Genomic DNA, 23,501 nt, shown 5'->3' on the forward strand with positions numbered 1-23,501 from the left:
CAATCCGCATTCATCAGAACAATACTATTAACTAATTTTTTCCTCAAAACCGTGTCAGCAGAATGTGTTTCTAGCGCAGCAGTTTTTTCAGATAGCGATTTGATAATAGTCGCTACAGCCACTCCAGAATATGATGTATTCCCCAATATTTCTTTTATATTATTTTTACCTGCACCAACCTGAAAAACATTAAAGGATTTGCCACCTGTTTGTTCAATTACGGTGTATTCGTTCTCTCCAGTTGCCGCCATCCAGGTACGATTACCATTATTTTCAGTGCCTGGCATAGGGTGAAAATAGTTAAGTATTTCGGTATTAACACTGCGAGAACCGGACATAATATTTGCTATTAAGCGTTTTATTTCCTGTAACATCCATTTTGCGAAATTACTGCCAGGTGAATATTTTTTCTCGTTATTTGTGATATTAAGCTCAGCAGCAATAATTCTATTTTTATCCAAAAAGGTGGAAGGGCAGGGATTTGACATCATTGTTCCGCTGTTTATAGGGCTTGCCATAATATACCTCACGATGAACCATTAATTAATAGAATGCTGGTCATGACCACTGGTATAGACAGCAATCAGAATTTAACACCATCGCTGGAAATTTTTAGCCCTAACTGTCAACCCCCTGGTTATCGGTGCAGCGACTTAAATTAACGTCCTGGGCTAATAAATTGTGCCTGAGATGGTCTCTGGCACAATTTCACCCTATATATCTGAACGGATCTATCAAAAATCGCTCATCAGTAACTCCCCCGAGCGGTTTAATGTCGCTCCTTACTGAAAAAACACCGCAATCTTGTTAAACATCGTCGGATCGGACTGATTACGCTGCACTTTCACCACATCTTCCAGCTTATCGATTTGGCTTATCATCTGCTCCAGACGCTGGTCGTCATTGACCAGTAGCCAGATATGGCTTTTGTCGCTGTCCTGAATCGGCAGACAAAGAATGCCTTCAACGTTAAAAGCGCGGCGGGCAAAAAGGCCACAAACGTGGGTCATTACGCCCGGATGGTTGCGAACGGTGAGCTCCAGAATTACGTTGTCATGAGTTGTGTTTTGCATGGCTTATTCCCCCACCATTTCAGTATTCGCCGCACCTGGCGGCACCATCGGGTATACTTTTTCTTCGGCATCAATACGCACATGGATCAGCGCCGGACCAGGGCGGTTGATGATTTCCTGCAATGCAGCCTGCGGATCGGCTTCGTTATTCAAATCACAGGTTTCGAGGCCGAATCCGGCGGCAATCTGCATAAAGTTGATTTTGCCCGGATAGGTGGCGGCAAAAACGCCCTGCTTGTAGAACAGACTCTGTTGCTGATGTACCAGCCCCAGCGCTTCGTTGTTCATCAGAATGATTTTAACATCCAGCTGGTTTTCACTGGCGGTCGCCATCTCCTGAATATTCATCATCAGGCTGCCGTCGCCGGAGAAACACAACACTTTGCGATCCGGGTTCGCCAGCGCCGCGCCAATCGCAGCAGGCAGGCCAAAGCCCATCGTGCCCAGCCCGCCGGAGGTCAGCCACTGGCGTGGGCGATTGAGCGGATAAGCCTGCGCGGTCCACATCTGATGCTGACCCACGTCGGTGGTGATAATCGCGTTGTCATCGACACAGGCGGCAACGGCGTTGATCAGGCCGTAATGGCTTAACGGATCGCACGCTTTCGGGATTGGACACGGGAATTCGCGCTGCAAATCGGCTACCAACTGGTGCCACTCTGCACACGGTTGCGCTTCCACCAGCGGGATCAACTGCGCCAGCACGTCATCAACATCCGCCTGAATCGCTACGTGCGGCTGCTTGATTTTACCCAGCTCTGCGCGGTCGATATCGACATGAATAATCTTGGCATTCGGACAGAACTGCTCGGTTTTGCCAATCGCCCGGTCATCAAAACGCGCACCGAGCACAATCAACAAATCCGCCTCCTGCAAAATGTAGTTGGTGCTGCGCACACCGTGCATCCCCAACATACCCAGCGACAACGGATGCGCTTTTGGCAACATGCCCAGCGCCATTAAAGTCATGGTGGTAGGCAGTTGCGCTTTCTCCGCCAGTTCACGCACTCGCGCAGGCGCATTGATCACACCACCGCCCAGATAAAGCACCGGGCGTTTGGCGGCGTTAATCATTGCAGCTGCGTCACGAATACTCTCTTCACTAAACGCAGGCGCGGCAGCTTTTTCTGTCATACCGGGCTGTTCTTCAATCTCAAAAACTGCCGTTTGCACATCCTTAGGAATGTCTATCCACACCGGGCCAGGGCGGCCTGATTGCGCAATACGGAAGGCATCGCTCATGACCTGCGGGAGTTCTTCGATATGTCTGACCAGATAGTTGTGTTTGGTGATGGGGATAGAGATGCCGTAGGTGTCCACTTCCTGGAAGGCATCAGTGCCGATCATTGAGGCAGGAACCTGACCAGTGATGCAAATCAGCGGGATGGAGTCCAGTCGCGCATCGGCAATGGCGGTCACCAGGTTAGTCGCACCTGGTCCGCTACAGGCCATACAGACCGCCGGTTTGCCGTCAGTGCGCGCCATTCCCTGAGCGATAAACCCCGCGCCCTGTTCATGGCGAGCCAGAATATGGCGGATTTTCGTGCTTTGGCTTAAGGCGTCGTAAACAGGCAGGATAGAACCGCCCGGAATGCCCGTCACAATCTTAATGCCCTGCTGTTCCAGGAAATGAACGATAAATTCTGCGCCGGTAAAGCGCTTACGTGTCGATGATGTGCCCGAACTTGCCATGCTCCAGTCCTTTTCTTCTGGGCCGACTTTCCGGGAGGTGCTTAAACGAAAAACCCCGCCCGGTTTGCGCCGGCGGGGTTTTGGAATCGTGTGTTGTTCCAGTCCCTACGGCGCATTGCCGACGACCACCACCACACGCACGACGACCACTGCGGCGGATGGCGCAGTTGGCAGTAGTTTTGCGTTGAGCATGGAAGTAGTCATTGGGGACCTTGTTGGTTTTGTGTTTAACAATATTTATACAAGCACAGGTTTACAGGGGAGACAATGGAAAATTTTTCATCAAGGGAAAATTGAGGGATTGATCACGTTTTGTACTGAAAAGCAGGCAATAAAAAACCCCGCCGGAGCGAGGTTTCGTCAGCCGCCCGCGGCTGGTAACCGCAAAGCACACTGTATTATGTCAACACTGAAAGTATACGTGTTCCGCGCAGAACGCGCAATTTCGGCACGAATTTTGACGTATTTAGTGCATAGTTGAGTATCGATCACAGTTTGCGTTTTGTCTAAAAATTACTGTTTATTTATACAGTATACTTCTATAATATCACTGTACGCAATGTGTTATGCGGGGGCCGCATCGTTACCCGGCGCACTAAGTCCTGGCTGAAACGGGTGGTGCCGTCAGCGCCTTAACCCCGCGAGAGCACACTGTGTTATGTCAACAGCACAACGTTTCTCCTTGAGATACCGCGTGCACAACAGCTGGCAACAGGCAGCGGAAAGGTACGTCAGCTGGCAGTGCTCCTGAACCACAGGAGACGCGTATGAGCCTGGTGGATATCGCCATTCTTATCCTCAAACTCATTGTTGCAGCACTGCAACTGCTTGATGCTGTTCTGAAATACCTGAAGTAATTCAGATTCAAGTCGCACCAAAGGGGAGCGGGTAACCGCTCCCCTTTTATATTTAGCGTGTGGGTTGGTGTCGGATGCGATGCTGACGCATCTTATCCGACCTACCATCCCTCCCGGCAACATTTATTGCCGCTTTTGTTTACATATTCTGCCGCTAAACAATTCCCCATTCCTGGCGTATATCTGGCTAACATTCATCAATGTGATAGATTCCTCTCCCGCATTTATGGGAATGCGTAGTGACTTATTCTAATTATTTTTATAAAAGCATCCGTGATAATGAAAAGGCATAGAAACGTCAATTTGTTATTGATGTTGGTATTACTCGTGGCCGTCGGTCAGATGGCGCAAACTATTTATATTCCAGCTATTGCCGATATGGCGCGCGATCTCAACGTTCGTGAAGGGGCGGTGCAAAGCGTAATGGGCGCTTATCTGCTGACTTACGGTGTCTCGCAACTGTTTTATGGCCCGATATCCGACCGTGTGGGTCGCCGACCGGTGATCCTCGTCGGAATGTCCATTTTTATGCTGGCAACGCTGGTCGCGGTCACGACCTCCAGTTTGACGGTGTTGATTGCCGCCAGCGCGATGCAGGGGATGGGCACCGGCGTAGGCGGCGTGATGGCGCGTACATTGCCGCGTGATTTATATGAACGGACACAGTTACGTCATGCTAACAGCCTGTTAAATATGGGGATTCTCGTCAGTCCGTTGCTCGCACCGTTAATCGGCGGTCTGCTGGATACGATGTGGAACTGGCGCGCCTGTTATCTCTTCCTGTTGGTACTTTGTGCCGGTGTGACCTTCAGTATGGCGCGCTGGATGCCGGAAACGCGTCCGGTAGATGCACCGCGCACGCGCCTGCTTACCAGTTATAAAACACTTTTCGGTAACAGCGGTTTTAACTGTTATTTGCTGATGCTGATTGGCGGTCTGGCCGGGATTGCCGCCTTTGAAGCCTGCTCCGGCGTGCTGATGGGTGCGGTATTAGGGCTGAGCAGTATGACGGTCAGTATTTTGTTTATTCTGCCGATTCCGGCGGCATTTTTTGGAGCATGGTTTGCCGGGCGTCCTAATAAACGATTCCCGACGTTGATGTGGCAGTCGGTTATCTGCTGCCTGCTGGCTGGCTTGCTGATGTGGATCCCCGACTGGTTTGGCGTGATGAATGTCTGGACATTGCTTGTTCCTGCCGCGCTGTTCTTTTTCGGTGCCGGGATGCTGTTTCCGCTGGCGACCAGCGGCGCAATGGAACCGTTCCCCTTCCTGGCGGGCACGGCTGGCGCGCTGGTCGGCGGTCTGCAAAACATTGGTTCCGGCGTGCTTGCGTCGCTCTCTGCGATGTTGCCGCAAACCGGTCAGGGCAGCCTGGGGTTGTTGATGACCTTAATGGGATTGTTGATCGTGCTGTGCTGGCTACCGCTGGCGACGCGGATGTCGCATCAGGGGCAGCCCGTTTAAGCTCACGTCACCGCAGCATCGTCATCAGCTCCATGGGAGAACGATGCTGCTTTATCAGATCACGCATCACCCGCATATGCGGCGCGGAGTAAGAATAAAACGCCTGATAGCCCGCACAAAGCACGTTGTCTGGCGTCTCCTCCCGAGCGTGCGGGCACAGCCGATGCCAGTCGCACGCCTGGCAGCCACGGCGCGGTTGCGGGTTTTCGCTGCCACACCATTTTTGTAGGGTGGCGTCAAAAAGCTCAATCGAGATACGACTGATATCTGCCCGTACCCAACACTCGAACAGGGCAATTAAAAATTTCCCCCACAGCTCTGCTGTCACCGAAGCGGCCGTCAGATCGCCCCGGTCATCAAATTCAAGATGGGGAATAAGCTGTACGGAGCGGATGCCCCGCTGTTTGAAATTGTAATAAAAATCGGCAGGTTGCAGAGCATCCTTATACTCTACAACCAGTTTATGCCTGTCCTCTTCAGCATCAATGACCTGACTTCCTGTCATGCGACTCTCTCAATAAATACGATAAGTTGATGTATATGCGTTACAGCAAACAGTATTGCGAGAGATAACACCGCGAGGGAGATCAAAAATTTGTCACGGACTACGTGAAATTGGGAAAAATCGCTATTCGTGACATCCATTAAATTGCGATTACGGGTGTAGTGCCAGAGGATCAGCGCTACGATGGCGAGGATGCCAATCGAAATCCAGAATAACATGCCCGCCTGGTGCCAGTTGTGTTTGATAGCCAACGCCATCAACGCGCCGTAGCCCAGCATGGTACGAAACCACGCCAGTGATGTACGCTCCGGCTGCAGCCCTGGGTCGGCAATGCGTCTGGCTTTGCGGCTATCCGGCATACAACACCAGTCCCATAACGATCACCGCCACGACCATCAATATTAAGCTGATGATTAATAAGCTGTTGGTATAGGGCAGGTCCTCTTTCAGACGCATCGCTTTTTCATTGCGTAACCAGCGCAAGTAGCCATACATCGCTAACCCGCCGGAAAACAGACACAACAACAACGCCAGCAGTTCGCGAATGACGGGCGTGGCGAAATCTGGCGCAAGTTGATCAAGCCCAACCCCCGCCGCCAGAAATCCTAGTGCAGTACGGATCCACGCCAAAAAAGTACGCTCATTAGCCAGCGAGAAGCGGTAATCGGGCGCTTCTCCGAGGCGGGAAATTTTCATTGTTGCTCCTTTGCAATTTCACTAACGCTCTACCTTTAGCGGTTTTTTTAAGAATTTCGTCCACCCGTTTCCTGATATGCTTTTGCCATCCGCTACAAGGAGGTCAGATGGGTATCATAGCGCAAAATAAAATCAGTTGGTTACGTATCGTTTAAAATCAATTAGATAGCCCGTCATTTCTGCGCTCACACGTCCCAACATTGAAAAACATGCAAAGCTTTGTAAGCCGATGCAAAGCTTTGTGTGTCTCACTTTTGTCCCAATACCAATCCGAATCCACCCTTTGTCATCATTGAGAAATGGCAAGGAAGAAAAGGATGTTACTGCACGATTTGACAAATCCGCCTGAGCTATCGCATACTGACCGCACTGAACTTACAAGCGGTCATCCGCACCCGATAGCTTTGCGGCTTTTTTATGCCCGTAATGCGGCATAGTCACATCCGTACAAAGGTCGGGTGGAGAGGCGTAATACAATACCCGTAAGGGGAATATGCCCAGAGCTTCTTGTAAGGCTCAGTTGACACCCGACCAACCAGCTACTAACTGGTTGAGCTAACTAAACTTACAAGGAGGTCATCATGACCTGTCAACTCATCCCCGTATTCAACGGCACTATCGCCAACGAAACCACTCTTCTCGTTAATGCCCGTGATTTACATACTTTTCTTGGGGTAGGTAAACGCTTTGCGTCTTGGATTACAGAACGCATTGCTGAATATGGTTTCGTTGAAAATCAGGACTATATTTTGGTTTCCCCAAATCGGGAAATCAAAGGTCGAGGAGGCGATCGCCGTAGCAAAGACTATCACCTCACCCTCGACACAGCCAAAGAGCTTGCGATGGTTGAACGTAACGAAAAAGGCCGCCAGATACGCCGCTACTTCATCGAGTGCGAAAAGAAACTTCGCAACATTCAGCCAGTACAAGCAGAACCACAGCCGCAATTCACAGCCGAGGAAATCATCCTCCTTTGCTACATGCAGCTCTGGATGGAAAAAGCCCAGGACATCAGCAAACACCTGTATCCCATTATGAAAGAGCTGAACTCCTCATACACGAACAAGCTGTATGACATTGCGTTTGAGACCATCTACATGGTGACGAAGAACAGAGACGCGCTACTGAGGGAGGTAACACGTCTCGACATGTCAAGTTCCGTTATCCAGCGGGCCATGCCAATGCTGAAAAGCCTGCGGGCAAGACAATTTGAATTCTGATACCAAAGGAGCTTCGGCTCCTTTTTTCATGCCTGAAGGAAAGGAAAATGGCAGATATCGTCGACAATGCCGCTGAAATCGAAGAATTGCAGCGCAATCTCTCCCTGCAAAAATACAAATCCGATAGTAATGCCCCATCTGCTACTCATTGTTGCGAGTGTGGCGATCCGATAGATGAGCGGCGACGCCTGGCTGTTCGTGGATGCCGAGCTTGCGCAAGTTGCCAGCAGGATATTGAACTTATCAACAAACAGAGAGGTGTGAAGTGAACATCAACACCACGATAACGATCGATACAGCCCTGAACACCGGCCTGGCGCTCCTTGGTTATTTCTACATCATGTTCTGCAGCGGACGATGGCTGTCACTGTTGTTCATGAAAAAATGGAATAAACGCCGTAAGCAGGAGCAACGCCAGAAGGCAATGGATGCATTTTTCGAAGCCTTCGGGATTGACAGCATGGAACCAGGGGATCCAGCTCGCGCAATCAGCAGAGGGGCGTAGTAATCCTTGTATATCGGAGTGAAGAGAAAAATGACGATCACAAAACAACGTGTAGAAAAAATCATATATCGCCATGAAATGGGACTGAACAGCGATGTCACTGCCGAAGAGGTTTATGACCTGGCTGTACTGGCGCTGAATTTATCAAATATCGCAAACCTGAAGCGATACGAGCTTGATATGGATTGTTGTGACTCGTTCGGTCAGGATTGTGGCGCTGACATGACTGAAGATTCTGATGGCGATTATGTTCTGTTTGATGACGTGGTTAAGTTGTTTGAGTTTGATACATTCGAAAGCCCAGCAAAGGAGGCAACCAGTGAGCAAGATTGACTATCAGTCATTGCGTGAGGCAGTACAAAACTATCAGTCGACGCTGGCGTGGTATCAGGAAAAGCCAGACAGTCCAAACGCTGAGCGGGATTGTGATGCAGCTTTAGCGGCGTTTAAGCGAGAAATCCATCATCGGGAAGTGGACATTATCGCCGGGCTGTTGGATGAGCTGGACGAAAAACAGCAATACATCAAACTCCGCGACCAAGAGAACGAGGATATTGCGCTTACTGTTGGGAAGCTGAGAGTTGAGCTTGAGGAGACAAAATCAAAACTCAACGAGCAGCGTGAGTATTACGAAGGTGTTATCTCGGATGGGGGTAAGCGTATTGCTGAACTGGAGAAAAGCGAAGAGCAACTCATCAATGAGCGTGACCATGCTGAGTCCGCTTTAGATGATATGTACTTTGCAGCAACAGGTAACAGGCCGGAGTGGAGCAACTGGTTCGGCTTTTCAGATGCTGTCGATGCCGTGGTTGACAGAATTGCTGATTTAGAAGCTAAACAATGCATTGAAGAGATGAGTAAACAAAGTTGCGAAGCTCGGGAGCGTGATTTGTTTGAATCATGGGTAATGCATTCAATTTGTATTTCCAAATCGACGCTTGAAGGATTGCGCACCGAAACTGGATACCGTAACGCGACCTTATCAGGAACAGACTTCAACCGCATGTGGGAACAATGGAAATCTATCCGCGCCGCTGGCATTCGCATCAAAGGAGAGTGAGATGGCGTTAACACACCGAGAACTCTGTCAGATTGCGTACAAGTTCCTTAAGCGCAACGGGTTCAAGGTTTGCTTTCATGACCGCTTTATAGCCGTAACCAGTACCGGAGAACAGCCAGATGCTATGGGATTCAGAAATTCAGCATCATGCCTGATAGAGGCGAAGTGTTCTCGTGCTGACTTGTTAGCAGATAGAAAAAAGCGTTTCCGTAAAAATCCGTCTCTTGGAATGGGCGACTGGCGATTCTTTATTAGTGAGCCGGGAATTATTTCAATTGAGGATTTACCACCTGGCTGGGGATTACTTCACGTTGTTAACGGAAGAGTACGGAAAGTACATGGGTGGCCCAAGGGTAATTGCTGTTGGGGTAATCCTGACGATAAGCCATTTACTGGGAATAAGCAGGTTGAATGCGATTACATGTTATCTGCATTAAGGCGCATGGAGTTGAGAGGGCACCTTAATGAAATATATGACGGTGTGATTGTTAATAAGAAAGAAGGAAACGCGGCATGATCACTATTACCAAAGGGCGACTGCTGACAATCAAACAGTGGCGCGAAACATACGGACCTGGTAGCAACGTTGTACTGCCAGCAGAAGAAGCGGAAGAACTGGCACGAATTGCTCTGGCAGCGCTGGAAGCCGAGCCGATAGGTTTCCGTTGCAGGCGCAATGATAACCTTGGTGATTGGAGTTACGTATATCATCGAGAGCCAGATGATTTTGAGCGCAAACATTTAGTGATAGAGGGCATTTACGCCGCCCCTCCAGCACCAGTAGTACCGGAAGAAAAACCAATGCCTAATCCTCTTAGCATGTACGCGGTTGATGCTGTTGCCGCTATTGCAGAGGTGAGAGGCTGGAACGCCTGCCGTGCCGCTATGCTTCAGTCCGGAAACTTTCGGGAAAACAAGAATTCGTCAACCAATAATTTTCGGGAAATCGCGGAAACGTCAACCAACTATCCGGTAATTCCTAGTGAGGTGTTGTCCGCAATCCTGAAGGTTGCCAAGATTCGTGCCGATTTCGATGATTTTGACGGTGACAGGCGAGGTATCGGTGATTGTCTGGATGAGGCTGAGCAAGAGCTTATCGTTACCATTAACAAATATGCCAGTCAGTTGGCAGCAGAACCGATAGCGACTAATGACGTTCGAGAGCAAACAGCCGTTCCGCCAGTTCCGGTAACTCCGGATGGTTGGATAAGCTGTAGTGATCGAATGCCAGAAATGGGAGAGCGACAATACTATGTGTTAGCAGCTGACTTTAAAAACAACTACCCACCAAGCATCCCCAACACTCAGGTCGGCGTATATGGCGACTGGTTTAATGATGGCAATCCCACTTGGGATGACGGTGATGGCGAAGACCTGCATCTCAAAGAAGTAACCCACTGGATGCCGCTACCAGAACCGCCGAAGGAGGTACGCCAATGACCTAGCCTGAAGCATTTGCAATTGTAGTGGCTGCCATTTCGATCGCACTGATTGTTTTTGCGATTTGCCGCTGGGGGTAAAATAGTTCACCTACATGGAGATTTGATGCCGGGGAATTGTGGGGGAGCATTCAAACCTCTCCCCTTCCCGGTTAAAGACTCCATTGCTTTGCGGTCAGAGAGATACATCAGCTTCATCAGCTTAATGAAACGCATAGATCCGCCATGCTTTTTCAGCAAATACGCTGCCATTTGCGCAACTTTTTCTTCATTAAACATAAATCGGCTCTCTGTCTCACATGAAATACTCTTTCTGACTATATGTTAATAGCTCCGGTTATTACAGGTTAATGTGTGTTTATTTCTTAATCAGCCCCGCACTTCCGTACGGGGCCATTTCTGTTAATCCACTCCCACTTTTTTGTTGTACTCGCGGTTAAACCGATCCACGGCAACCTTCATATCCCGCTCTACCGATTTCACCATCGCCGCCTGCTGCGCCAGACTGAGAGAACTGTCGGCATAAATGGCATCGCGCTGTTTGCGCAAATCCTTCAGTCTCTTCCGGGTATCCTGCATAAGCCCGTTCATCGACAATTTTCCGTTGTTCTCGTCAATGAACGCCGTTCTTTCTGCACCGGTCAGACTCTTCAGCTCTGCGTGATACTGCGCAACCTCTGTCATCCGGTCGTACATCTTCTGCTGGTCTGCATACGGCATCACCTCACCCGAAATTTTCCCCAGGAAGGGCACCTGCTGTTCCGGTATATCAATACCATTCAGCGATTTCACCGCCGCATCCGTGGTTTTGGAAATGAAGCGCCCTGTCCCTCCGGAGATATAGTCAATCCAGAATTTCAGCGATTCCGGTGTGATATCCACCGCGCCGGGACGGTACTGGCTGCCACCTGAGAACGCATTCAGCCAGGATGCAAACGCCTTGTACGCTTCTGGCGTTGAACGTCTTCCCAGCTGGCTGTCAGGTTTTGGTGTACCAAACGGCATGTTCTCCTGGTAAATCTGCGCCCCCATGAAGTTTTCATTCATGGCAAGGTTCGCAAACGGACGCAGAATGGTCGGCGCTGCATTTTTCAGCAACGCCCCGGACAACGTTTCCGACGTTTCACTGCCGATCGGGCTGAATGCCCCCAAGATACCACCGACAACATTGCCGGCAGCACGGGACGCCGTCAGGTCACCCGCCGCCACACCTTCAGCGGTATGCCCGAGCAGGAAGAAAACGTTGTACCCGTAAGGCAGAGGAATACTCCAGTACTCTCCGGCCTTGCCCCCGAACACCGATTTCATAATGACGAGGTTACGCTCTTTCACATGAGACGGCACCTTGTCATACCAGTTAACCCCGTCATCATCCTCCCCCGCAACACTGCGGTTAAGCGAGCCAAGCAGATAACCCGCTCCCACAGCTGCAAGCGCGATTTTCTGCGGTACATTGAGATTCTTCCAGCGAAGGCGCTCCAGTAACGGCCCGTCGCCATTAAGATGTCCGAGCGTTCTCACCAGGTTTGCGGTCCCCTGAATGCTGGCGTTGGCAAACATATACAGCGAGTTCATCAGCGCTCCCTGCTCACCACGACGGTTAAAGTTCACCGTCATGTTTTTGGCAAGAGATGCCGCCTGCTGGCGTGACAAACCGGCATCACGGGCGTGTTTATAGGCAGAAAGACGCAGAGCATTTTCAACCGCCCCGTTGGCATCCTCGACAAGGTTAAGGAACGAATTCCATGCACCGATACTCTGGCCTTTCCATCCTCCCTTCGCCAGCGATACAAGGCGATCCATTTCCTTCTGCTGGCCTTCAAGGTCACCCATGTTAAACCAGCCGGTTTTACCTCCGTCCTCAACAAACTCTTTCCACACCTTCTGCCACTGTGCTCCTTTGCCCGTGAGGGTTTTGCCACGCAGACTGGCGTACACGGCTGACATTGCAGAACGGCTGTCTTTGACTACAGCCAGGGCGGATAAGTTATCCAGCCCTTTCAGTTTACCGTCGCTCCTTCCCTGCTCCGCCTTCAGGTTCATCACCGCCGTCTGCACGTCACGGATGAAGTTACTGACCAGGAATTCCGGGTTATACGACGTGTTCACCGTTGCCAGGAAGCGGTTAACTTTCCCCAGCGTGCGGATTACAGCGTTACTGGTTTCCGGTCCCATATTCTTCATCGCACGCATCAGGCGCGGATCATGGAGTTTGATGTAGTACGTTTTGCCGTTCTTTTTGGTGGTGAAGTACCGGTCTGCCATCATTGCCATCAGTACAGGACGTTCGACAACTTCGTGACGGGTTTCACCGGTTTCCGGATCAACACGCTCTGCAATCGCACGCATGGTATCCGGTCTGTCATCGGTGAATACCTGCCAGTAATCCTTGTCGGGATTATCCTGCACCAGTTTCAGGAAGGCGTTACCCACTTCATTTTTGCGATGGCGGATCAGCGATTCGCTCAGGTCCTGTATCGCCTGAGTGGACGGAGACTGTGCACGGGATGCACGCCCCATGGCCTGCCTGCTTTCACGTCCGCCGATGGTGAAGCCCTTACCTGTACGGGGCAGTGACACCACACCGTCAACATCCTGCCCTTTCAGGGGAACGTAGTAACGGTAGGCTTTCTGCCAGGCATCCACCACGCCGCTCTCTTCCAGTCCGGCCTCACGGATAAGCTCACGGCGACGGGCCAGCATATCGTCAACAATCCCTGCCAGACGGTCATACTGTGCCTGTTTGCCGCTGTTACGCACACGCTGCATGATTTCCGCCGCCTCCGCGTTGGTCATCCCCGAACCGCCGTCCGGCATTTTCGGGTTGATTTTCGCGATATGCGCGTTACGTTCCGGTGCGTGACGGGCGTAGAGGTACTCATCCAGATCGGCCTGCGCAATTTTGTAGTCCGCCAGTAATTTAACCAGTGGCTGAACGTAACGCTCCTTCATCACGTTCAGGTCGTTTTCCGCCTTCCCGTGGAAGAGTTCTTCCGCCATATAAGCGTTGTTACTGTCGTCTATTTTTCCGCCAGTTTTACGGATATTCTCCTGAACAGCTTTCAGCACCTGGAATTTATCCTGCATCTGGCGCACAAAACGCGATGCAATTGTCTCTTCCGGCGTCAGACTGCTGGTACGGGAGTAATACGGCCCCTTGCGAATATCTTCAGGATAGAGTATTTTATCTACAGAGCCGCGATAAGAACGCTCCTCTTTGGGCAATTGGAGCCCACTGTACTGAGGGTTATCGCGGCTTAATTTCTCCTTCCGGTAAAGCGTTAATCCAGCCATTTCCATACTTTTCAGCTTTTTCCCGTTTTCCGTACCGTAAACAGATGCCACCTTGTTAATTTCCAGACGTTTATCTGTCGCCTTCATATGCACTGCCGAGACGACCGGATCACCATTTTTATCCACAGCATCAAGCAGCATCACAACCGCATTTCTTTCTGTCGCGGAACGGTAAATTGCATCCGGATTGTGCATCAGTTCCGGAAGTCTCTCGATAACATCCATTGGCACCACATGTTTCACGCCATTGGTAGCCTTCCGCACAGTGTCGCGGGAGATAACCAGCGGCAAATCTGGAGCGCCAAGGTGGCGCAATACCGGCGGCGTACGCCCGATGTTTGCAGTCATTGCACCAGAACGTAACGACTTCATCATTCTGGCAAGGTCATCACGATAACGCTCGCCCTCACCTTCCGGCACTTTGAACGGATCAGGTTTACCACTACGGGAGTACTGAGACGATGCGTCCGCGCCATCCTCACGCGGCGTGTAACCTTCCCGCACACGCTGGCCTAACGTGCGAATAGTTTCGCGAACAAGTCTGATATCGTTCAGTTCCGTCGGCTTCAGTAACCCCGTACGACGCAGTACCCCTTTGACCAGGGCAACAACACGCACCCATGCCGCCACGAATTTATTCGGCTGCTTCTCTGCCATATGCGCCAGAAATTCACCCGCCTGCACTTCCGGTGATTCCTTACCATAAGACGCATCAACCTTACGCCAGGCTTCACGGATGGTGGCGTTATCACTGTCACGGGTTTTCAGCACGGTCTTAATAATCGTCTGATATTCCGCTGGCGTGACTACATGCTCCATTGCATGGTGAATAATCTCGTGACGTAACTTCTCGCGAACGGTCCGCCCGTCAGGGATGTTATCCGCCACCAGGACAATTTCACGTTTATCCGGGCGATAGAACGCGTGCACCTTGCCGTAACCGTCGAATGATTCACCCGCCAGTGCTTCAGCCTCTTTCTGTGACTTCACCACGCGGACCTTCAGGTCACTGTCCTTAATGCCACTAATCACGCCACGGGCAACAGCTTCAACCTGCGGGACCGGACTGCCTTTGGCTTCCGCACTGCGGTTAACATCCGAAATCAGATTGCCTTCAGGTGTGCGGGTCACGCCCTTACGGGAATAAAACGCAACTCCCTTGTCCGTCTCACGGGTTTTCAGTGTTCGGAACAAGTGATCGAATGCCTCACGAATACCGCCATCCAGTTCTGCATTCGTCGGATAAGCGTAGGTGTCCGGCTGTCCATGGTCATCCGCCTTACGGATATTGACCAGATAATCATTCTCCACGCCAGCCATACGCGCTTTATCCTGAACATAACGCTCAAAGGCACGCGCCGCCATTTCAACATCCGTTGACCAGTACGGTTTTGAACGAACGCCATCCAGGAGTTCAGAACGACGCAACATGTCACTGCTGTTAATGGCTTTCATCACGCCTTTAAACGCGTCGTAAACCTCCTGACGTACCGGATATTCCGCATCAACATACCTGCCGTCTTTAAATACGCGCCCGGCACGCTGTGCTTCCGTCATATAGTCGCCACCTGACGTGATCTTCCCGTCAGTGGAAACATCATAACGACCAAAATAATTATCCAGTGAATGGAACCATTCGTGGGCCAGCGCCCCCGGTCCGTTACCTTTTGTCAGGTTGATTGCCACCTCACCAGGCTCATAGTGTGCCGCCGCCTTACCCTTACCACGGGCACCAAAAGCAAGCCCAAGACGACCGTTCAGAGAAAGCGCTTTTGTCGGCACGTTCAGCACGTCAGCCAGGTCATGCAGCGAGTCATAAGCCCGGTTCAAATCAGCCTGACGACGCGGACCTTCCACATAATTACCAAACTGCACACCACGAAAACCAAACGCATCACTGAACTGCTCCGGCGAAACATCCCCCTTGCGGCGTTCTGGTCCGGTACGATCGCGGTTGGTGGCGTTACGCTGCTCCTCACGCGAGACTTCACGCAGCGCCTTCACTTGATTAACCAGCTCGTCACGATGTGTGCGCACATAATCATGTGCATCACGGGCAGACTCAAAACCGCCCTTCAGTTTCTGCCTGTTTTTGCCATAACCGATAAAAATGTCGCCACTGGCCTTATGCCGGTACACGTCAAAGGTTATTCTGTCATCAGCAGAGGTTGCTGGCGTTTCCCTTTCTCTGGAGCCTTGTTCATCGAAATATGCTTTCGCCTTTTTCAGTAACTCATCCCGGCTTTCCGAGAAAAAGAGGTCGCGCCCCTTGCTATCACGAAGCGAATACATCATTTGCGGCGGATCGTAACGTTTTCCCCCGACAAACGAATAAACACCGGACCTGACACGATAGCCGGATGCTTTATCAATCTGCGATGCAGAAAGCGTACGGAGCAGTTTCCAGGTATCCGACATGCTCCGTAACCCCGGCTTATTGTCCATCATATCAGCCAGTTTCGCTGCCGGAATTTTCCCCTCCAGCATACCGGCAGTAGCTTCGCGACCGCTTTTAACAATGCTGATCCATTTCTGCATGTTACGGCTTGTTCTGGTGGGAATTTCACTGCGATACAACGCCATCATTGCCAGCGTGTCACTATCCACACCTTCTTTTTCCAGACGGGCATAATCCGGCTTTGGAAACAGTTTGCTCAGTGGTTGTGTCGCGTACTCCCCATCCTCCAGCGTTTTACCCATAGCTTCAGCAAGCTGCGCATAACGGTGTTTTGCCGCGCCCTTAATCTCCTCGCCAAAGTCTTCAATTTTCGCACCACGCGCCTGCTGGTGAGTGCTCGGTTTATCTACCGGCACCGGCACCTCAGTATCCGGAACATCGGTTATGGTCTGGCGATTATCCCCGGTCTGTCTGCGTGCTTCTGCCTGCTGTGCCAGTTCCGGAAGGGAGTCACGAACTATACGAGGGAGTGATTCAGGCTGTGGCATATCAACCCCACGCTGACTTTCAGGTGCAGGAAGTCCTTCACGCACTGGTGCTGTGGCGTTCTGCTCATCCGGTGACGGCAGACCACGACGAACCGGTTCGCCCTCCAGAATTTCCCCCTGGCGACCAGCGGCATTTTCCGGTGCCTGCGCACGTCCTTTCTGGAAACTCTGGCCCTTCACCTCACCGGTTGTGGTAAAACGACCACCACGTCCGGCCTGATTTTCATCCGGCGTACGCGCCACTTCTCCCGGTAACGGATATCCCTGTCCGGGATGAATATCGCCGGGAGCGGGAAGGCGTGGACGCTCAGTTAACTCCTGTGCTGTCGGACCGGCATCACCTTCAGCCATCTGGGAACGCACCAGTTCTTCCGCCGTCGGCGCGTTGCCACGGGCAAGACGGGCCTGCACTTCTGTATCATCCCCCGTAAAACCACGGAATCGCGGGTCACGCATGAACGCGGGCTGTTCCATCGGATCAGCATCAGTAATACGCTCTCCGTCAGCCAGAGTGTTAATGGTCTCCGTTGCCACATCTTCAGAGAACGCAGGATTATCCATTTCTACGGCATACTGATTCTCGCCTTTCTTCACTACGGACGGTTTCAGGCCGGTGGCGCTGGCATTGAGGAAAACGTCGCTCCCCAGAGCACTTTTTTCATCCGTGAAATAACGGTTGTCCGGACGCACCTTTTCAATGCGTTCTGCTGGTCTGGACGCACCACTCCCGTTAATTTCAATACGAACTTCATCCGGATCGCGGAACCGCACCGTCGGGTAAATACTCCCGTCGCCATCATCCGCATTTTCCGGCTGTGGCTGTGCCTCCGGTCTGGCCTCCTGCTGAGGGCGAAGCACATCACGGATAGCCTGTAACTGCTGCTCTTCAGTATCAGTACGCCCTTCCTTCAGGCTGAGTTTTCGGTATTCCTCAAGCAGTTCAGGGCGCGGCTTCGCCTTCAGCTCATCCATCACCGCCTGTCGCTTCGCCTGTTCATCCAGTTCATTCAACAGCTGGCTGGCGGCTTCCCGGCGATGAACGGCAGACGTGTCTCCCTCATGCGCCATATCCGCATCAGCATACTGTTCCAGAAGCTGCTCGCGATTCATCCCCTGCATGGATTCACGGTGCTGCGCCACCGGATCAACCGGTTCGGGTTGCGGGGCCGCTTCGCCCTGCTGCACGGTTTCAGCATCACGCATGGCGGTTTCTTCTGCGGCCTGACGTCTGCCACGATATCCGGCAACCGCACCGGATGGAGCCCCCATCGCAGCACCAAGAGTACCACCTTCGATCGTTGCGTCAGCCACGCCCTCCCACGGTGACACATCCATTCCGGCGGTATCACGCAGTGCCATGTTTTCCTGATAGCGTGAATAGCCGCCCTGCGCCGCATTAATCGCCCCCTGTTCAGTGGCGTTTCTGATCATGCCGCTTTTAACGGTATTCGCCGTGCCCCGCATCGCCAGATTAAGCAACTGAGCATCGCCCAGTTTTGCCGCCATGGCATTCACAGCCAGCAATTCAGGATCTGTTGCCAGCTGCGCGCGCACCTCATCAGCAACACGCTCTTTTGCCAGATCCATTTTCTGGCGATCAGTAAGCTGTGCGTGCTGCGGATCGGCGTCAATGGACAAAAACGTCTGCTGAAATTTCGGTGACTGCGCCAGCTCAGAGTAATCCGCATTAAGAACAGCATCTGCTGCCGCCATTGCACTCTGCCCCTGTGCACTGGCTGTGGAATGGGTGATCAGGCCCGCCTGGAATAAATCCGGCATTTTTTTATCGACAGCTTCTGCTGCCAGTGCCGTGGCTCTTTCCGGCTGCATCCCTGCCGCGATGTATTTTTTCTCCAGCCCGGCGGTCAGCGTTTTTCGCAATGTGACATCACCCACCTTTTTAGCCACACCGCCAGCAACCATATCAGGTACAAGGGCACCAATCAGGTTTACGCCCTTCGCCACCCAGACCGCAGAATCATCATAGCCTTCGGTCATCGGCGTATTCAGCGCACGCAGAGCACCCGGAGACATCTTACTGGTCAGCCATTCATCCGAGGATTTAGCGCCGTCACTGACAGCCTTACCGGTGACCTTCAGACCTTTACCGACAGTATCTGTAACCGCGTTTTTGCCATCAGGCAGGGTATCGATGACCTCATCAGCCCCCCTGCTGCCACCGGCAAAAATATCCTGCACAGTTGCGACACCCGGCAGCCCCATACGGCTGAACTCATTTAAAATACGCGCCCCTGTTTTTACCGGGCTCTGAATCATCGCATCACCGAGTCCACGGGCCATTTCCCCTGTTCCCCGGACGGACCGGGCGAAACCTTTACCCATTGTTGGCAATACATCGCCCAGGCTGAACGACGTACTGTTATCCTTCCAGCGATTTGAATCAGAGAAAAATGCTTCATAGCTGTCAGTTTCGCCGGGTTGCTGAATGTTCAGGCTGTTACGATTCTGGTTACCGAGTTGCGCCTCAGGACGCTGTTCCTCTGAATAGGCCATACAGACTCCATAAAAAAACCCGGCACAATGGCCGGGCATCAGGAAATGGTATTAATGGAATATCGTGAATTACTGGGCGTAATTCTGTTTCAGTCCACGGATAAACTGAGATGCAGATGAAGCACTTTCATCTCTGGCCTGTTCCCCCCTGGCCTTTTGAATACGGAGAAAATTCGCATACCCGTTCTCCAGCAATTTCTGATTCTGAGGTTCCAGCATTTCAGGCTGACGGGCCGCTACATTTCTGGCAAATGACAGCTTATCAGGATCATCTCCCGCCCAGTTGATAACCTGTTGCTGAAGTTTTTGTTGCTGAATTTTCTGTTGATGCGGTTGTGAACCAGTCGCAGCATAATATTCATCCACCGCAGCCTGAGCATTACCGCCATTCTTAATCGCGTCCGCCGCTACGTTGCTGGCCCCCTTCTGAAGCTCTTTCAGAGAAAGTCCCTGCTGCTTCGGCATAAAATAACCATAATTTTTCGATATCTCTGCAAATTTGCTGCGATCCCTGACCTGAGCGATAGCCTTATCAACGGGTATCGCCAGCACGGTTTGATCATCAGGGTGCGCACTGCCGTATTCTGTTACAGGTTTATGCGCGGTGGAGCCATCGCTGTATGTGAGATCAAGGCCAATAAGTACGTACCCTTCCTGCTGCGCCGGTACGATACTGCCAATCCTGGCCTCTTTTATCGTTTTTTCCCCGGTTGAATCAGGCATGCCAATACGCTGTTGTAGTTCCGGGGCAAACACGCCGGAAAGCACATCGAGATTTTCCGGGGTATTCAGCGAATCGATCGCCCTGTCCGGCTTATCATCAAAGATTTTCTGCAGGTTGTTCACGGCCTGACCCGCCTTCGCAGCATAGCCTTCCGTTGATATTATTTTAATGGGGTTGGCATCCGATAATTTTCCGAACAGACGAGAGGCCGCATCATGGTCACCTGCATCAATCGCTTTTCCCAGCGCCACCATCACCGACTGATCACGTGCCAGCATATCGTTATACTCAAGCCGTCGCTGGTTGTATTTCTGCAACTGGAGTCGTTGCTGTTCCATCCCCAGCGACGCATTCCGGTAATTCTGGTTGGCGTTAAACTCCCTTTCCTGCAGTGCGTAATTGCGGTCATCAACTTTGGCTCTGTAATCAAAGTTCCGCTGATCAACGTCTTTATTATGTTCAAACTGAGACTGCGCAAATTCAAAATCGCGCTCGTTATTTTTCTGTTGCTGAGCAAGCTGTGCTTCTCGCAAACCAAGCTCCTTACGACGGGTCATTGCCTGGTCAACAGTGCTGAATCCGGCAAGTAACCCCTGTGCAAATCCGCTCATTCACCACTCCTTAAAACAAAGAACCAGCAATGCCGCCAATTACTGCACCAGCAACAGCGCCAACAGGACCACCAACGGATGCGCCAATAGCCGCCCCCGTACCAATGCCCGTACCGATATTCTGCTTGTTCTGCGCTTTCTGTTGCGCCGCCATCTGTTTGTTCGCAGCCTCAATTTCTTCACGTCGTCGGTCTGCGTCACTTATTCCCTGTAATGCCTCACGCCGTGACTGATTCGCAATATCCAGTAAGCCGTACCCCATATCTTCCCCCTTACGCTGTCATCATTTGACCGCCAACACTCAGTTGTTGTCTTGCAGGTGCAGAAGCCCCCGTCAGTATGTTCATCTGGCGATCCTGCTCTGCTTCACGGATACCATTTTTCGCGCCAGCAATTGCCAGAGCATTACGCAAACCCAGTGTGTTACTGTTGGGATTATCCGGACGATTTACCCCGTATCTCGCCATCTGGTTATCCTGTGCCATCTGCGCTGTACGGAGACTGGAAGTGGCAAGGCCGCCCACCCGGGCAAGCTGTGCATTCATCAGGCTGTTGTTCTCACCAAGGTCAGCCAGCCTTGCCACGCGGGGCAAATATCTGGTTCGCCAGTCGTCGTATTGTTGGCGTGTCAGCGCTGCTGACGTCTGCCAGTCACCCTGTGGGCGGTCTGCTCCTGAATAACCAGCCCTTGCGAGAGTTTCGTATTTGCCATACTCCATAATTACAGTCTCCAGTTCTGAGCCTGACTCTGAATAGCGTTAGCGCCGGTGTCTGGCGTTTTAGAACCTCCACTTCCGCTACCGCCAGCCTTATGCATTGCATAAGCCCCAACCGCCCCCAGACCAGCGCCAACAAGAGAGGCCCGCCCCTGTTGTTTTGTAAACGCCGCCTGTGCATCTGATTTGGCTTTTGCCAGACTGCTGTCTGCCAGAGAGTTAAAACTCTGTAACGCATCGGCCTTCTGACCGGAACCGAGAGCCGCAACATCCTGTAGCCCGGCAATATATTTATCTGCCTGCGATACCTGCCCCCGTGTGGTCGTGTCAATCTGCCCGGTCACCTGGTCGCTTTGATTTGCATCCATTACCGCATTAAAACGACCACTGGATGGGTCAACGCCGGACTGAGCAAGATTACCCGCAAGCTCCCTTCGCGTTTCACCAAACTGTTTCTGATATCCCAGATTTGTTGTACCGGCGATATTGTCGTACTGCTGCTCACTGTTAAGGTCATCGACCTTTTCCATGAAGTTATCTTCTGCCGGACGGAGAATATTTTTGTAATCCTGCCACCCTTTCCAGGCCACCTCTTCCTGTGCTATTTGCGCTGCTGTTGGTTTTACTTTGGTATCACCACCGCCTTTTTTTCCGCCCATTATGGCTCCTCAGATAACAAAAAACCCTGCCGGGGCAGGGTCAGAATGTGAAGTGCAATGTTGGTTTACACACGATGATGAATACAGTGGCAGTCAGACCGCTATCCTGAACACCATGAAGCCATCCTCATCATCCGGCATTCGCTCAAAGCCCAGACGTTTTCCCAGCCGGATAAATCCCCGCCTTGCCGTGTGGAATTCAGCCCAGCGTCCGCCAGCCAGACTGAACCGCCCCGGTTTTCCTGGAGAGTGTTTTATCTGTGAACTCAGGCTGCCAGATCATCGTTTCTGATGGAAGCATAATAAGCTTTTTCTGCTTCTGCCGGAGGGATATGACCCAGCCTTCCCAGCAATCGTCGATTGTTATACCAGTCCACCCACGTGAGTGTGGCCAGTTCCACTTCTGCACGGTTTTTCCAGCTCTTACGGTGTATTACCTCCGCTTTGTAAAGACCATTGATGCTCTCCGCCATCGCGTTGTCATACGAGTCACCTGTACTCCCTGTTGATGCCAGCAGTTTTGCTTCTTTTAGTCGCTCCGTATAGGCCAGTGATACATACTGAGAACCTTTATCACTGTGATGGACTGTGCCGGACGGCCGACGGGCCCACAACGCCTGCTCCAGTGCATCCAGCACGAATGTCGTTTCCATAGACGATGAGACTCGCCACCCCACGATACATCCGGCAAACACATCAATGATGAACGCCACATAGACGAAGCCCTGCCATGTGCTGACGTAAGTAAAATCAGCCACCCACAGCTGGTCAGGACGTTCTGCCACGAACTGACGGTTTACGCGGTCGCCTGCGGAAACGGCTTTCCGGCTGACGGTAGTACGGACCTTTTTACCCCGGAGAACACCGGCAAGTCCCATAACCGCCATGAGGCGCGCCACTGTACATCTGGCCACCCTGATACCTTCGCGTAACAACTGGCGCCAGACTTTACGCACACCGTACACCTGATGATTTTCATCGTATACGCGCTGTATCTCTCTCTTCAGCCAGTCATCGCGCTGAGCACGGGCACTGCGTTTATCAGGATGATGTCGCTGTTGCTGACAGTGGTAATACGTTGACGGGGCAATATGCAGCTCACTGCATACCGGTCCGACCCCGTACTGCTCACGCAGCTTATCCAGCAGTGGCATTATTTTTTCCAGAGGCGGTCGAACTCCGCCTTCGCAAAATAAGCGGAAGCCTGGCGAAGGATATCGTTACTGCGGCGCAGTTCACGATTTTCACGTTCCAGCTCTTTCAGACGCTGACGTTCAGCGGTGGTGAGTCCACCATCACCGCCCCCGGTATCCCGCTCATGCTGACGAACCCACACACGCAGAGTCTCTGGTGTACAGCCAATCTTTGGGGCAATGGAACAAATTGCCGCCCATTGTGAGTCATATTCGCCCTGACTTTCCAGAACCATACGGACTGCCCGTTGACGGACCTCGGGGGAAAAACGTGTATTTTTAGTCATCCTGTTTACCTCTTTCTCAGGGAGTTTAGTCTCCAGGATTCCCGGG

The 23,501-nt window shown here is 51.8% G+C and carries 21 protein-coding genes, 5 pseudogenes and 1 other annotated feature; of the genes and pseudogenes, 11 read left to right on the forward strand and 15 right to left on the reverse strand.

Going from position 1 to position 23,501, the window contains the following annotated elements; genetic code table 11:
* Window positions 1-782: 782 nt before the first annotated feature.
* From ilvN to ivbL, 3 genes are all read right to left on the reverse strand, one after another.
* Complete coding sequence (gene ilvN / locus QUE34_RS22170; RefSeq protein WP_001181706.1) at window positions 783-1,073, reverse strand: acetolactate synthase small subunit; 291 nt, start codon at window positions 1,071-1,073, stop codon at window positions 783-785.
* A 3-nt stretch (window positions 1,074-1,076) separates the two neighbouring features.
* A complete protein-coding gene (gene ilvB / locus QUE34_RS22175; protein ID WP_286338882.1) occupies window positions 1,077-2,765 on the reverse strand; it encodes an acetolactate synthase large subunit in 1,689 nt (562 codons plus the stop codon).
* A 105-nt stretch (window positions 2,766-2,870) separates the two neighbouring features.
* On the reverse strand, window positions 2,871-2,969 hold the full coding sequence (gene ivbL / locus QUE34_RS22180; protein WP_001300753.1) for an ilvB operon leader peptide IvbL: 99 nt from the start codon (window positions 2,967-2,969) through the stop codon (window positions 2,871-2,873).
* 563 nt (window positions 2,970-3,532) lie between these two features.
* On the opposite strand from ivbL, the gene tisB reads away from it, so the two are divergent.
* Window positions 3,533-3,622 carry a type I toxin-antitoxin system toxin TisB gene (tisB, locus tag QUE34_RS22185; RefSeq protein ID WP_000060506.1) on the forward strand — a complete coding sequence of 30 codons (90 nt, stop codon included), beginning with the start codon at window positions 3,533-3,535 and terminating at the stop codon, window positions 3,620-3,622.
* A gap of 123 nt (window positions 3,623-3,745) precedes the next feature.
* On the opposite strand, the gene ysdE is transcribed toward tisB, so the two are convergent.
* The gene (gene ysdE, locus QUE34_RS22190) at window positions 3,746-3,820 is read right to left on the reverse strand and encodes a protein YsdE (RefSeq protein WP_211180519.1); all 75 of its coding nucleotides are present in this window, start codon (window positions 3,818-3,820) and stop codon (window positions 3,746-3,748) included.
* A gap of 81 nt (window positions 3,821-3,901) precedes the next feature.
* Between ysdE and emrD the strand changes: the two genes are divergently transcribed.
* The gene (gene emrD / locus QUE34_RS22195; RefSeq protein WP_024166225.1) at window positions 3,902-5,086 is read left to right on the forward strand and encodes a multidrug efflux MFS transporter EmrD; all 1,185 of its coding nucleotides are present in this window, start codon (window positions 3,902-3,904) and stop codon (window positions 5,084-5,086) included.
* A 7-nt stretch (window positions 5,087-5,093) separates the two neighbouring features.
* Here the strand turns inward: emrD and QUE34_RS22200 are convergent, their stop codons facing one another.
* Genes QUE34_RS22200 through QUE34_RS22210 form a run of 3 tightly spaced genes read right to left on the reverse strand, consistent with a single transcriptional unit; the run spans window position 5,094 to window position 6,287 of the window.
* Window positions 5,094-5,591, reverse strand: coding sequence for a radical SAM protein (locus QUE34_RS22200; protein ID WP_000148072.1), 498 nt, complete (start codon window positions 5,589-5,591; stop codon window positions 5,094-5,096).
* Window positions 5,588-5,950, reverse strand: coding sequence for a DUF202 domain-containing protein (locus QUE34_RS22205; protein ID WP_001113432.1), 363 nt, complete (start codon window positions 5,948-5,950; stop codon window positions 5,588-5,590). Before QUE34_RS22205 ends, QUE34_RS22200 begins: the two co-directional genes overlap by 4 nt.
* The gene (locus tag QUE34_RS22210) at window positions 5,940-6,287 is read right to left on the reverse strand and encodes a YidH family protein (RefSeq protein ID WP_000703959.1); all 348 of its coding nucleotides are present in this window, start codon (window positions 6,285-6,287) and stop codon (window positions 5,940-5,942) included. The genes QUE34_RS22205 and QUE34_RS22210 overlap by 11 nt, the downstream gene beginning before the upstream one ends.
* Window positions 6,288-6,868: 581 nt before the next feature.
* Here QUE34_RS22210 and QUE34_RS22215 point away from each other — a divergent pair.
* From QUE34_RS22215 to QUE34_RS22250, 9 genes and pseudogenes are all read left to right on the forward strand, one after another.
* Window positions 6,869-7,507 carry an antA/AntB antirepressor family protein gene (locus QUE34_RS22215; RefSeq protein WP_062896910.1) on the forward strand — a complete coding sequence of 213 codons (639 nt, stop codon included), beginning with the start codon at window positions 6,869-6,871 and terminating at the stop codon, window positions 7,505-7,507.
* A gap of 47 nt (window positions 7,508-7,554) precedes the next feature.
* Complete coding sequence (locus QUE34_RS22220; protein WP_060565136.1) at window positions 7,555-7,776, forward strand: TraR/DksA family transcriptional regulator; 222 nt, start codon at window positions 7,555-7,557, stop codon at window positions 7,774-7,776.
* Window positions 7,773-8,089, forward strand: a pseudogene (locus QUE34_RS22225) (DUF4752 family protein). The gene QUE34_RS22220 and the pseudogene QUE34_RS22225 overlap by 4 nt, the downstream one beginning before the upstream one ends.
* The gene (locus tag QUE34_RS22230; RefSeq protein WP_062896909.1) at window positions 8,043-8,345 is read left to right on the forward strand and encodes a hypothetical protein; all 303 of its coding nucleotides are present in this window, start codon (window positions 8,043-8,045) and stop codon (window positions 8,343-8,345) included. The pseudogene QUE34_RS22225 and the gene QUE34_RS22230 overlap by 47 nt, the downstream one beginning before the upstream one ends.
* Window positions 8,332-9,072 carry an ead/Ea22-like family protein gene (locus QUE34_RS28480; protein WP_086252968.1) on the forward strand — a complete coding sequence of 247 codons (741 nt, stop codon included), beginning with the start codon at window positions 8,332-8,334 and terminating at the stop codon, window positions 9,070-9,072. Before QUE34_RS22230 ends, QUE34_RS28480 begins: the two co-directional genes overlap by 14 nt.
* A 1-nt stretch (window position 9,073) precedes the next feature.
* Window positions 9,074-9,252: pseudogene (locus tag QUE34_RS22240) on the forward strand (hypothetical protein).
* Between the two features lie 333 nt (window positions 9,253-9,585).
* A pseudogene (locus tag QUE34_RS28665) lies at window positions 9,586-9,720 on the forward strand (DUF551 domain-containing protein); the annotation flags it as partial.
* A gap of 225 nt (window positions 9,721-9,945) precedes the next feature.
* Window positions 9,946-10,047 (forward strand): annotated as a pseudogene (locus tag QUE34_RS28670) (DUF551 domain-containing protein); the annotation flags it as partial.
* Between the two features lie 258 nt (window positions 10,048-10,305).
* The gene (locus QUE34_RS22250) at window positions 10,306-10,512 is read left to right on the forward strand and encodes a DUF551 domain-containing protein (RefSeq protein WP_231207013.1); all 207 of its coding nucleotides are present in this window, start codon (window positions 10,306-10,308) and stop codon (window positions 10,510-10,512) included.
* Between the two features lie 86 nt (window positions 10,513-10,598).
* Here QUE34_RS22250 and QUE34_RS22255 read toward each other — a convergent pair whose 3' ends face one another.
* From QUE34_RS22255 to QUE34_RS22290, 8 genes and pseudogenes are all read right to left on the reverse strand, one after another.
* A complete protein-coding gene (locus tag QUE34_RS22255) occupies window positions 10,599-10,790 on the reverse strand; it encodes a hypothetical protein (RefSeq protein ID WP_000481379.1) in 192 nt (63 codons plus the stop codon).
* Between the two features lie 123 nt (window positions 10,791-10,913).
* Window positions 10,914-19,265, reverse strand: a complete 8,352-nt coding sequence (locus tag QUE34_RS22260; protein WP_187206026.1) for an LPD5 domain-containing protein — start codon at window positions 19,263-19,265, stop codon at window positions 10,914-10,916.
* A gap of 69 nt (window positions 19,266-19,334) precedes the next feature.
* Window positions 19,335-20,600, reverse strand: coding sequence for a hypothetical protein (locus QUE34_RS22265; protein WP_000012437.1), 1,266 nt, complete (start codon window positions 20,598-20,600; stop codon window positions 19,335-19,337).
* Window positions 20,601-20,610: 10 nt separating this feature from the next.
* Window positions 20,611-20,862, reverse strand: coding sequence for a bacteriocin (locus tag QUE34_RS22270; protein WP_000540391.1), 252 nt, complete (start codon window positions 20,860-20,862; stop codon window positions 20,611-20,613).
* A 10-nt stretch (window positions 20,863-20,872) separates the two neighbouring features.
* Entirely contained in the window at window positions 20,873-21,319 is a 447-nt protein-coding gene (locus QUE34_RS22275) for a hypothetical protein (RefSeq protein WP_000455645.1), read from the reverse strand.
* A 2-nt stretch (window positions 21,320-21,321) separates the two neighbouring features.
* Window positions 21,322-21,975: a hypothetical protein gene (locus QUE34_RS22280; RefSeq protein ID WP_000509019.1), complete on the reverse strand. Its 654-nt coding sequence runs from the start codon at window positions 21,973-21,975 to the stop codon at window positions 21,322-21,324.
* 93 nt (window positions 21,976-22,068) lie between these two features.
* Window positions 22,069-22,197: pseudogene (locus QUE34_RS22285) on the reverse strand (hypothetical protein); the annotation flags it as partial.
* Between the two features lie 44 nt (window positions 22,198-22,241).
* A protein-coding gene (locus QUE34_RS22290) for an IS3 family transposase (RefSeq protein WP_394295875.1) occupies window positions 22,242-23,455 on the reverse strand; the annotation gives its coding sequence in 2 pieces (ribosomal slippage) (window positions 22,242-23,167 and window positions 23,167-23,455; 1,215 coding nt in all).
* Window positions 23,058-23,174 (reverse strand) — a sequence feature (AL1L pseudoknot). It overlaps the preceding gene by 117 nt.
* Window positions 23,456-23,501: the final 46 nt, after the last annotated feature.

The sequence above is a fragment of the Escherichia sp. KS167_9B genome (assembly GCF_030295215.1).
Lineage (GTDB): Bacteria > Pseudomonadota > Gammaproteobacteria > Enterobacterales > Enterobacteriaceae > Escherichia > Escherichia coli_F.